The organism is Maribacter sp. Asnod1-A12 (assembly GCF_045063735.1).
Classification (GTDB): Bacteria; Bacteroidota; Bacteroidia; order Flavobacteriales; family Flavobacteriaceae; genus Maribacter.
Genome location: NZ_JBEFNZ010000006.1, coordinates 1,003,856 through 1,015,806 on the forward strand (window position 1 = coordinate 1,003,856; position 11,951 = coordinate 1,015,806).

Annotated in this window: 11 protein-coding genes; 8 read left to right on the forward strand and 3 right to left on the reverse strand. The window is 34.1% G+C overall.

Annotated features, from left to right (window positions below; translation table 11 throughout):
- Positions 1-18: 18 nt before the first annotated feature.
- Both pdeM and ACJJVP_RS04150 read left to right on the forward strand, forming a co-directional pair.
- A complete protein-coding gene (gene pdeM / locus ACJJVP_RS04145; protein WP_405410985.1) occupies positions 19-729 on the forward strand; it encodes a ligase-associated DNA damage response endonuclease PdeM in 711 nt (236 codons plus the stop codon).
- Between the two features lie 57 nt (positions 730-786).
- On the forward strand, positions 787-1,590 hold the full coding sequence (locus ACJJVP_RS04150) for a tryptophan-rich sensory protein (RefSeq protein WP_405410986.1): 804 nt from the start codon (positions 787-789) through the stop codon (positions 1,588-1,590).
- On the opposite strand, the gene ACJJVP_RS04155 is transcribed toward ACJJVP_RS04150, so the two are convergent.
- Positions 1,587-2,936: a dihydrolipoyl dehydrogenase family protein gene (locus ACJJVP_RS04155; RefSeq protein WP_405410988.1), complete on the reverse strand. Its 1,350-nt coding sequence runs from the start codon at positions 2,934-2,936 to the stop codon at positions 1,587-1,589. The two genes, ACJJVP_RS04150 and ACJJVP_RS04155, sit on opposite strands and share 4 nt — an antisense overlap.
- Positions 2,937-3,061: 125 nt before the next feature.
- Between ACJJVP_RS04155 and mfd the strand changes: the two genes are divergently transcribed.
- The 5 genes from mfd to ACJJVP_RS04180 all read left to right on the forward strand — a co-directional run bounded on the left by mfd (position 3,062) and on the right by ACJJVP_RS04180 (position 9,166).
- A complete protein-coding gene (gene mfd / locus ACJJVP_RS04160; protein ID WP_405410989.1) occupies positions 3,062-6,430 on the forward strand; it encodes a transcription-repair coupling factor in 3,369 nt (1,122 codons plus the stop codon).
- Complete coding sequence (locus ACJJVP_RS04165; protein ID WP_405410991.1) at positions 6,430-6,756, forward strand: TerB family tellurite resistance protein; 327 nt, start codon at positions 6,430-6,432, stop codon at positions 6,754-6,756. Before mfd ends, ACJJVP_RS04165 begins: the two co-directional genes overlap by 1 nt.
- A gap of 251 nt (positions 6,757-7,007) precedes the next feature.
- Positions 7,008-7,337, forward strand: coding sequence for a hypothetical protein (locus ACJJVP_RS04170; RefSeq protein ID WP_405410992.1), 330 nt, complete (start codon positions 7,008-7,010; stop codon positions 7,335-7,337).
- An 8-nt stretch (positions 7,338-7,345) separates the two neighbouring features.
- Positions 7,346-7,678 (forward strand): hypothetical protein, encoded by a 333-nt coding sequence (locus tag ACJJVP_RS04175; protein ID WP_405410994.1) that lies wholly within the window; start codon positions 7,346-7,348, stop codon positions 7,676-7,678.
- Positions 7,679-7,846: 168 nt separating this feature from the next.
- Entirely contained in the window at positions 7,847-9,166 is a 1,320-nt protein-coding gene (locus ACJJVP_RS04180; RefSeq protein ID WP_405410997.1) for a TlpA family protein disulfide reductase, read from the forward strand.
- Here ACJJVP_RS04180 and ACJJVP_RS04185 read toward each other — a convergent pair.
- Together ACJJVP_RS04185 and ACJJVP_RS04190 are read right to left on the reverse strand one after the other, a co-directional pair.
- On the reverse strand, positions 9,163-9,822 hold the full coding sequence (locus tag ACJJVP_RS04185) for an aspartate kinase (protein WP_405410999.1): 660 nt from the start codon (positions 9,820-9,822) through the stop codon (positions 9,163-9,165). The two genes, ACJJVP_RS04180 and ACJJVP_RS04185, sit on opposite strands and share 4 nt — an antisense overlap.
- An 88-nt stretch (positions 9,823-9,910) precedes the next feature.
- Positions 9,911-10,270, reverse strand: coding sequence for a YraN family protein (locus ACJJVP_RS04190; RefSeq protein ID WP_405411001.1), 360 nt, complete (start codon positions 10,268-10,270; stop codon positions 9,911-9,913).
- A 186-nt stretch (positions 10,271-10,456) separates the two neighbouring features.
- Between ACJJVP_RS04190 and ACJJVP_RS04195 the strand changes: the two genes are divergently transcribed.
- Positions 10,457-11,950, forward strand: a complete 1,494-nt coding sequence (locus ACJJVP_RS04195) for a DUF1800 family protein (protein WP_405411004.1) — start codon at positions 10,457-10,459, stop codon at positions 11,948-11,950.
- Position 11,951: the final 1 nt, after the last annotated feature.

Genomic DNA, 11,951 nt, shown 5'->3' on the forward strand with positions numbered 1-11,951 from the left:
TCTGTTCTTGAGGTCAAAATGAATTTTAAATCCGGACTTTCTTGTAATTTTGCATCAATGACCCATTCCATCATCCTTCATAATCAAACTTTTGAAATGCATTTCTCTGGCGCATTGTTCTGGTCAGAAAATTCAATGCTATTAATCAGCGATGTGCATTTAGGCAAGGTTTCTCATTTTAGAAAATATGGCGCTGCAGTACCGCAACAAGCCGTAAAGCAAAATTTTGACGCTTTAACTGACGTTGTAGACTATTTTAAACCTAAAACAATTATTTTTTTAGGTGATTTATTCCATTCCTCATTAAATATAGAATGGGCAATTTTTGAAGAATGGGTAAAAACCATATCAGCTGAAATTATTCTTGTAAGCGGCAATCATGATATCATATCACCCTTAAAATATGAAGCTTTATCAATAAAGGTAATTCCCGAGTTGATAGTCGATTCTTTCTTATTGACCCATCACCCAGAAGAACGGGAAGGTCTTTTTAATTTTTCGGGACACATACACCCCGCCATTAAATTAAGTGGATTAGGTAGGCAATCTGTTCGGCTACCTTGTTTTTATAAAACCGAGCATCAAATGATAGTACCTGCATTTGGTGAATTTACGGGCACCTACACTTTAGAACCTTCTGATGGTTGTGAAGTCTATGCCCTTTTAGGCGATGCAGTACTACCTGTTCCTATAAAAGAGGTGAAAAAGAAGCGTAAATACCGAAAATAGTCCGTTTAATGTGCTAAAGAGCATAACTTTATAAGATAACCGCTATAGTTTTACATTATGAAAAAGAAGCTATCCGTTCTCAACTTAGTCTCCGTTATTTTGGTCATTCTAGTGAATTACATTTCACAGGCATTTTCTTTAAACGATACCACAATAGGTGAAATGAGCGCCAAGTACGCTAACTTGTTTACTCCTGCAGGATATGCTTTCGCCATTTGGGGTGTTATATTTTTGAGCCTACTGGCATATGGTATTTTTCAAGTAAAAAGAGCTTTTTTCAGTGATAAATCAAGTGATTTTATTGAACAAACAGGTTACTGGTTTGTCTTAGCGAATGTTTTAAACTGTTGCTGGGTAATTGCATTTATGTACAATTACACAGGACTTTCAGTTATAATTATGTTAGGTATACTGCTTTCGCTCATAAAAATTATTCTGAACACAAATATGGAAAGATGGGATGCACCTATAGAAGTATTGGCTTTTGTTTGGTGGCCTATTTGTTTTTATAGTGGATGGATATCTGTTGCCACCATTGCCAATATATCAGCATATTTAAGCAAGCTAGATTGGAACGGGGGTATTTTATCTGAACAAGCCTGGACGATAAATATGATAGTAGCAGCCACAGTCATTAATTTATTAATGATATGGAAAAGAAACATGAGAGAATTTGCCCTTGTTGGCGTTTGGGCATTGGCAGCCATTTTTGTAAGACATAATGGCTCTAATTTGTACATTGCCTATTCAGCAATGGCAGGTGCTATTATTCTTTTTACCACTATTGCAGCACATGGAATAAAAAACCACAAAACTAGTCCGTTCAAAAAATTTCAAGAGCGTTTAAAAGACAAATCCTAGACCATACTTTTTATATCATTTACCCAAGAAGGATATGAGAAAATAGTGGACTTTATATCACTATCCGTCATTCCATTATTTATTGCCATGGTAAAGATATTTATTGTCTCACCGGCATCTGGTCCTAATAGATGTGCACCAACAATCTCATTGGTACGTGCATTCAAAATAACTTTATAGGCGTATAAAGGTGTGTTTATCCTTTTGGCATTGAACCAATCTGTCGCTATATCAAATTTGACATGTACATTTTTATATCTAGCTCTTGCCTCATCTTCAGAATAACCTACGGTTGCCAAATTAGGCAATGTAAATACCACTGACGGTATCACTGGAACTTCCAATTCCTTCTTATTCCCGTTTAAAATATTTTCAGCCACCACATAACCTTGTCTACCCGAGAGCGGAGTTAGCGGTAAATTCTTATCAGATACATCTCCACAAGCATATACATTAGGGTTACTTTTACTTTGCAAAAAGCTATTTGTTTCAACACCTTTATCACTAAAATCAACATTGCCTTTTTCAAGATCTAAAGCCGCTAATGCTGGTACACGACCGGCAGTATTATAAAATACATTAGCTTCTATCGTCTTTTCTACACCTTTAATTTTATACGTCAACGTACGTAATTTTCGCTTCTTTTTCAAAGAAATCGGTGTTGCTTCAAAAATGAATTTTATACCTAATGACTCAGAATATTTTCTAAGCTCTTTAACTAAATCTTGATCAAACGCATGTAAAGGTCTTTTACCGGTATCTATAATAGTTACTTCGGCTCCAGATCTTGCCGCCATGTGAGCGAACTCCATTCCTATATACCCCGCTCCCACAAATACAACTTTAGAAGGTAGCTTTTTTAGGTTTAAAAAATCGTCGCTATTCTTAAAATGCTTTGCCCCAGGCATTGTTAGTGTTCTTGGTATTTGTCCCGTTGCAATTACGATCTTTTTTGCAGTAATTTTTTTACCTTCTACTAACAGACTGTTTTTGTCAATAAATTTCGGGGATTGATGAAATAGAACTATCCCCTTTTCTTTTAAAATACGCTCGGTAGAAACGGGAACATTGATCGTAAAATTTCGCTTATATTTTTGCAGTTGTTTCCAATTGATTTTAGCAGGTTTACTAATTCCCTTTCCTTTTAAATTTTCACTTAATTCGTATGCCTCCATGGCACCCAGCAAAATTTTCTTTGGATCGCACCCTCTATTGGCACAGGTACCACCAAACTCACGGTTATCTGCTATTGCTACTTTCATACCAGCTTTTACACAAGCTTTCGCAACGGTTTGCCCCGCAATTCCGCTTCCTATTACAAAAACATCAAACTCCTTATCATCCATAAAACAGTACTTTTTATAATACTACACAATTTGCGACTTTTTACGGGCAATATGTAGCCCATTTGTGATAATAATGAGTGGTATCCATTTCTTAGGTATCCGTATATTTGCAAAAACTTAAACTGTTGAGTCATTCTTCAATACAACAACGGTATAGCCAGTCTCCCCAAATAGGGAAACTGCAAAACGCTATTTCCGATTCTGAAAATTCAGGCACTAAAAACGTTCAATTAAAAGGTCTTGTAGGGTCGTCGTTATCCTTTGTTCTTTCAACCATCTTTCAATCAGAAGATCGCCCGTTCTTGGCAATCTTCAATGATAAAGAAGAGGCTGCGTATTATTTAAACGATTTGGAACGACTAATTGGTGAAGATAAAGTTCTTTTTTACCCAGGTAGTTACAGAAGACCTTATCAAATTGAAGAGACAGACAATGCCAATGTACTGTTACGTGCAGAGGTGTTGAACAGAATAAATTCAAGAAAAAAACCCGCGGTAATAGTCACTTACCCAGATGCACTTTTTGAGAAAGTAGTTACCAGAAAAGAGTTGGATAAGAATACCCTGAAAATGAAATTGGGGGATACACTTTCATTAGACTTTTTGAACGAGATTTTATTCGAATATAAATTTAAGCGTGTCGATTTTATTACCGAACCAGGTGAGTTTTCTGTTCGTGGGGGTATTGTAGATGTATATTCATTCTCTCATGACGAACCCTATAGAATTGAGTTTTTTGGTGATGAAATTGATAGTATTAGAACTTTTGACGTAGAAACACAGCTATCTAAAGAAAAGGTAAAGTCAATTACCATTGTGCCCAACATGGCAGATAAATTTCTAATTGACAAAAGACAGAGCTTTTTAACATATGTATCCTCTAACACCTTAGTTTTCGCTAAGAATACTGACTTTTTATTTGATAGGTTAGATGATTTCTTTGAAAAGGCGAAAGAAGCTTTTACAAAATTGTCAAAAGACATTAAACATGCCGAGCCTGAAGAATTGTTCATGGGCGGCAAAGAGTTTAACGAGCAATTATCTGGCTTTACACTTTTAACACAAGATGCCAAGCGCGACGCTCCCAACCTAATTGAATTTCATTCAAAACCTCAACCATCTTTCAATAAAAAATTCGATTTATTAATCGATAATTTAAACGGTTATAAAGATAAAGGCTACACCAATTATATCTTTTGTGCCAGTGAGCAGCAAGCCAAACGTTTTCATGACATTTTTGAAGAAGTAAACAAACAGGTTCACTACCAAATTATAGTTTCTCCGTTATTTCAAGGTTTTATTGATGATGACCAAAAATTGGTTTGCTATACCGATCACCAAATTTTTGAGCGATATCATAAGTTCCATTTAAAAAACGGCTATGCAAAAAAGCAGGCCATAACTTTAAAAGAGCTAAACAAGCTTGAAATTGGTGATTACGTTACCCACATTGATCACGGTATAGGTAAATTTGGCGGCTTACAAAAGATAGACGTTGAAGGTAAAAAGCAAGAAGCCATAAAATTAATGTATGGCGAACGTGATATTCTGTATGTAAGCATACATTCATTACACAAAATTTCCAAGTTCAATGGTAAAGATGGTGCACCACCAAAAATTTACAAATTGGGCTCAGGTGCGTGGAAGAAAATTAAGGACAAGACCAAGTCACGCGTCAAAAAAATTGCCTTTAACCTTATTAAAATTTACGCAAAACGTAGACTGGAAAAAGGTTTTCAATATAGTCCGGACAGTTACTTACAAAATGAACTAGAGGCTTCTTTTATTTATGAGGACACCCCAGATCAAAGTACCGCTACCGAAGATGTAAAAAGAGATATGGAAAGCGAGCGACCAATGGATCGTTTAATATGTGGCGATGTAGGTTTTGGAAAAACAGAGATTGCCATTCGTGCAGCATTTAAAGCTGTAGACAACGGTAAGCAAGTAGCAGTTTTAGTACCTACAACCATATTGGCATTTCAGCACCATCGTACTTTTGCCGAGCGATTAAAGGACATGCCGGTAACGGTAGATTATCTGAACAGATTTAGAACGGCAAAAGAGAAAAAAGACACCATACAGCGATTAAGTGAAGGTAAAGTCGATATTATTATTGGCACCCATCAATTGGTCAATAAAAATGTTAAGTTCAAAGATCTTGGACTTTTAATTGTTGATGAGGAACAAAAATTTGGGGTTGCGGTAAAAGACAAATTAAAGTCCATTAAAGAAAATGTGGATGTATTGACCTTAACGGCAACACCTATACCAAGAACCCTCCAATTCAGTTTAATGGCGGCTCGTGACCTTTCTACAATTACTACTGCCCCACCAAATAGATACCCTATAGAAAGTCAGGTAGTACGTTTTAATGAAGAAGTCATAAGAGATGCGGTCAGTTATGAAATTGAACGTGGCGGTCAGGTTTTCTTTATTCACAATCGTATTGAAAATATTAAGGAAGTTGCCGGTATGATTCAAAGATTGGTGCCAGATGCCAAAGTAGGTATTGGTCACGGTCAAATGGAAGGTAAAAAACTAGAAGCTTTAATGCTTGGCTTTATGAATAGCGAGTTTGATGTTCTAGTTTCAACCACCATTATAGAAAGTGGACTGGATGTTACCAATGCGAATACTATTTTCATAAACAATGCCAACAATTTCGGGCTGAGTGATCTGCACCAAATGCGTGGTCGTGTCGGTCGTGGTAATAAAAAAGCATTTTGCTATTTTATTACTCCGCCTCACGAAGTAATGACCACAGATGCTCGTAAACGTATAGAGGCTCTAGAGCAATTTACAGAACTAGGTAGTGGATTCAATATCGCTATGAAAGATTTAGAGATTCGTGGTGCCGGAGATCTTTTAGGTGGTGAACAAAGCGGATTCATCAATGAAATTGGGTTTGAAACGTATCAAAAAATACTAGCCGAAGCCATAGATGAGTTAAAAGAAAATGAATTTAAGGACCTGTATGAAGAAGTGGAAGGCAAACATGAGAAGGTCTTTGTAAAGGAAACACAGATAGATTCTGACTTTGAATTGCTCTTCCCAGATGATTACATTAATAATATAACAGAAAGGCTTACCTTATACACCGATCTAAACCAAATAAAAAATGAAGAAGCGCTCCAAAAGTTTGAAGCACAATTAGTAGATCGTTTTGGCGAATTACCAGATGAAGCTCAAGATTTATTAAACTCAGTTCGCATAAAATGGATAGCAAATAGTATAGGTCTAGAGAAAATAGTAATGAAACAGGGTAAAATGATTGGGTACTTTATAAGCGACCAACAATCGGCATTTTATCAAACTGCCACATTTACAAGAGTTTTACAATACGTACAGTCACATGCAAAGCAATGTAAAATTAAAGAAAAAAAGACCCGTAACGGTTTACGGTTATTGTTAGTATTTGAAAACATACGTTCTATAGACAGGGCCTTTTTAGCATTAAAGCCTTTTGAAATTAAAGAAAAAACAACTGCATAATGGAATTTGATATATCAGAAAAGTTGGCAATGGTACACTTAATAGACTCAGTAATTATTGCCGATGGAGAAGTTCACAAAGGTGAAATTAATGCGTTAACTAAATTAATGACAATTATTGATTTTGATAGTAATTTTCTTATCCAGGCACGTAACATCGACTTGGAACAAAGTGTCAAAATTTTAAAGAACATGTCAGTAAGTAAAAAAAGTTCATTAGCTAAAATTTTAGAAGATGTAGCTATTTCAGATGGTCATTTTCATGAAAAAGAAAATGAAATTATACGTCACGTTTTCTCAGAAATTGGGGTATCAAAAAAAGCATAAGTCGTTAATTAGATTATCATCATTACAAACGCACTTATAATTTGATTTAGATAAAACTATTTTTTAAGCTATAAAAAAGCACTTCTTTTAATATCAAATAAACCTAAAAGAGATAAAATTCGATATTACAATTCATATTTTAAATTAACGATTACTACTAATAATTTTTTAAGATTATTATAAAACTCCTTACCTCGAGATAATAAAATATAGCCCTGTTTTGCTTATCTTTCGACTCCAAAATAAAACACATGGAGTTTCAAGAGTTTGTAAAAGCAGCCTTTGTTAAGATGATTTATGAAGTAATAGAAGCAGACGGCAAAATTCATCCTGGTGAATTAGAAGTGTTGAACAAACTAAAAAATAGCATTGGCTTTAACGACGCATTTTTAGAAAGGGCAAAATTGCTTGATTATGATAATGCATTAATTACACTATACAACCTGCCTCACGAAAGAAAAAAAGCCTTAGCAGAAATTCTCGATGAAGTTGCAATGGCTGATGGGGCTATTCATAAAAAAGAAATGGAGCTTATTATTGAAACCTTCATTAATATTGGTTTAGGAGAAGAAACTGAGTAATTTAACAAATGATAGAATTTACAGAAATAGAGAAATTAGCCGTTGTAAAAATGGTTGATTATGTTATTCTAGCAGATAGCAAAGTAGACCCCGCAGAAATGCGATATCTTACACAATTAATGGACCGCTTTACGTTTGATAGTTTTTTTGTAGGTCAAGCAAGAAATCTAAATAAAGATCAGGCTTATAAGACATTAAGCTTAATGTCTTTACCTAAAAAGAAAAAACTAGCTAAACTTTTAGATGAAGTAGCTAAATCAGATGGCTTTGTTCATGAAAAGGAGCTAATTAAAATTACTGAAGCCCTGGCTCATATGGAAATTGAGAAAGAATTTTCATAAGCTTTTCAAAATATAGGTACACAATTGCTTCTTGATTATTACTTTTATTGACTTTAATAGTGATATTCTTTACTACAACACCAATGAATAATACGATTCAAAAATAGAATAGTATAATTTTCAGTGTTTTTCTTTACTAGTTGGTCTAATAATTGTTTTTATATAGTCATGAAATTTCTTCTCAGTTTTTACCTAATCTGTATATCTTTTAGCATTCAAGCACAAGGCTCCATATCAGGAAATTTTTCGCCTCCAAAAGATTTCAAATGGTTAATTGCGTATGAACTTACTCCAAACGGCGAACGTTATAGTGTAGATACAGCTATAAGAGATGGGTCTTTTATATTAGAAATGCCCACAACCGCACAAGCTGGCATATATAGATTGGTTTATGCAGTACCACAAGATGAATTTTATATAGATGTTATTTACAATAAAAAGGAAGATGTAAAATTTAATTTCAATCTTAAAGATGGATTAACAATTACAAACTCAGAAGAAAATAAATGGTACCATGAGTATTTTAAAAAAATAACCGTGGCTCAAGATGATCTTTTAGAATATTATGAATCAGGCGGAGACTCTCAACAAGAATACACCAATATAATTGATGAGCTAAGTACAATACAAACGACTTTTGAAGAAAAACATGCAAACACCATTGCACATAAATTCATTAAAGCAAATAGAGGCTATATTCCAACAAAATTTGAAAACTTAGAAACTTTTTTAAAAAATAAGAAACAGCATCATTTTGATCATTTAACTATAAACGACCCTTTATTACAATCCTCAAATTTATTAACGGATAAGTTTGCCAGTTATGCCTTTTCAGCACTTCCGTTAAGTATTACTACAAAAGACGAATTTGAGGTAGAAGTCAATAAAAACATAAAAACAATAGCTGGGTTAATAGCGACAACACCTATTGGCTTTCAAGAAAAAGCATTTCATCAATTGTGGGAAGTCGCAGAAATAAATGGAATGGCAACTGTACAAGACACCATATTTAAAAATCATTTAAAAAAATTAGCAATTGCCAATAACAATCAAAAATTGGTGGATGAAATTGAAATGGCTTCAAGATTAAGAACAGGCGCTATATCACCTGATATTACTTGGGAAGTAAATGGTAAGAAGCATTCACTTTTAAATATGGAAAAAGCAGATAATTATCTGCTCGTATTTTGGAGCAGTACGTGTTCGCACTGCCTAAAAGAGCTTCCAGCATTGCATAAAGAAATAGAAGGTTATGAAAATCTAAAAATTATAGCTGTAGGACTAGAAGATGATGATGTTAATTGGAAAGAAGTCTCTGCAACTTTACCAAGGTTCAATCATGCCATAGCATTAGGTAGATGGGAAAGTGATTATGCGCAAACTTTTGGCATTCAAAGTACACCTACCTATTTTATATTGGATAGTGAAAAACGATTTTTAGCTAAGCCAGAATCTGATAAAGAAGTAATAGAATTTTTAGAAAATTAAAGAGATTTTAAATCCTTTATGGTCTTAAACGCCATATCTACCTGCTCATCATTTACTAATATGGTAAACTCGTTTGTTGTTGAGATTACCTCATAAAGAACTATACCCTCCCAAGCTAATCGTTGAAAGATAAAGTAGTAAATTCCTGGAACAGATACATTTTCAGCCGGTAATTTTACTGTAATCGAAGAAAGATCCTCAGCTTTTTGAGTACACTTTTCATCTTTAAACAGTCTTTCAACTGTTTTATCCATTAAATTACTGATTACAATATTGATTTCATTAACACCGCGACTAGAAGTATAAAAGACATCTTGATTATTATTTATTTCCTCTAGCAACTTTGCTTGGTGTACCAATATTTTATCAGAAGCTAAAAAAGTATAATCCGTTAAAGAAGAACGAACGGTTATTTCACCGATATTCTTCAACACTTTTAGAATTTTGTGTGTTGCCCTAAATTCTAGGTCGTCAGAAAGACGTTTCAAAGCCATAACAATTGCGCCATTACGTATGTCTTTACCTAATTCATGTTCAATCTCTGGTTTTACTATTCTAGATAGTGATGTAAGATTGATGATACCTTGTGCAAGAGCACTTTGTAAAAATGGCTTTTTCTTGATGTACTCTTCAACGACTGATGATATTGTTTTCATTTTACTGTATGGTTGTTGTGCAAATATAACAACTTGTTATAAATAAAACAAAATGTTTTTTAATAAATCTACTGATTTAGTAGAATACTTAGAAATGATAAAAGGCAGATTCTAAATGTTCTAGCTCAAATTTGTTCTTATTCTTAAGTATTGTAATGATGTCAAACCGCACTTCTACATCAAGATTATTAACGGTTACATAGTGGTCAGCAGCCATAACCAAAAGCTTAATTTTTTTAGGTGTAACCGTCTCGGCAATGTTCTCTATGAAATCTGAACTTCTAGAACGCACCTCAACGATAGCTAAAGTATCTTCTTTTCTTGCGATAATATCTATTTCAGCTTTAAGATATCTATAATTTTTATAGTTGATAGCGTATCCTTTCTTTTTAAGATAATCTACTGCTATCTGCTCCCCTTCTTTTCCAAATTCATTGTGTTTACCCATAACATACTTACTAAATTGTGTAATTCATCGAAAAAATTGGAATTTCATCGTCATTTTACCAATTAATCTCGTTATTTGACATCTGATTATCGAAAATAGATAGTTAAAAATACTATACCAAATTTCGATACGTTTAGCTTAGAAGCCCCAACTCTACGAACGTAATACAAATGCCTATTTAAGAATATGGAATATTTCATTAATTGTAATACTTCTACTCTTGCTCCATATACAGCTAACTTAGATCAGCTTAGAGCAGCTCATTTATACAGACGATTAGGATTTAGTGCCTCTGTCGCCACAATTAACCAAGCAACGGGTCAATCTGCAGCCGCATTGGTCGATAGTATGGTAGATGAAGCATTGAATATGCCAGAAATTCCCACACCTATATGGTCAAATTGGAACAATGACAATTACCCTGAAGATAGTGATGAAAGCAATCAATTAAAAAGAGAACAAAAATCTGAGTTTCAATTGGCCTATGCCAATAGTTTACTAAATAACAATTTAAGAGATCGATTAAGTTTCTTTTGGAGTAATCATTTCGTGACAGAATTAGAGGTATATAATTGTAATTCATATTTATATGAATATATAGATTGCCTACAAAGGCATTCTATAGGCAATTTTAAAACTTTTACCAGTGAAATTGGACTCACCAATGCCATGTTATACTATTTAGATGGCGTTTATAATAACGGTAACAATCCTAATGAAAATTATGCTCGTGAATTATATGAGCTTTTTACTTTAGGTGAAGGTAATGGATATACGGAAGAGGATATTATAGAAACTGCTAAAGCTCTTAGTGGTTATGTAGAACGTGGAGAAGTTGGTTGTTCAGCTGTTATCTTTGATGCCACCAAACATGATGAAAGTACTAAAACAATTTTAGGGCAAACAGGTAACTGGGGGTACGATGATGTTATTAACATTCTCTTCGAACAAAGAGCACCCGAAATTGCAGAATTCATTTGTCGTAAATTATATGAATTTTTTGTTCATCCAGATTCTAAAGATGAAGCAAACAATGCACAAACCATTATCGATGGTATGGCTGCAGCTTTTGTGTCCAATGATTTTGAATTGGCACCTGTATTACGACTTTTATTTAAGAGTCAACACTTTTTCGATGATGAAGCTATTGGTGTAATTATAAAGAGTCCTGTAGATTTCTATTTTAACACATTAAACGAATCGGGCTTTAGCTATACTGATACGAATGTTGCTGAAATGGTCAACTATAGCACGCTACTTAGTCAAGAAATATTTGAACCATTTGATGTCGCTGGTTGGCAAAGAGACAGATCTTGGATAAACACCAACTTTATGATTGGACGTTGGCTCACTATTGAAAGTATATTAGAAGAATTCTATATGGCCGATAATGAGCAATTTAGAACCTTCGGACTGGAAATATCAGGTAACGTAGGTTTAACAAGCTCAAATCCTGATGAAGTTGCCAGACTAATAATAGATTTCATACTCACAAAAGGACTTCTAAATGAGGAGGAATATGCCAAAGCTTTTACCATATTTAGAAGTGATGTAGAAGATGTCTACTACGAAGGTGGTAATCAAGAATCTTGGACATTGGGTACTTGGCAACAAGGTCCGTTTCAAGTATACCTCCTTTTTCAGTATTTAGCTAGACAACCTGAGTATCAATTAAAATAAC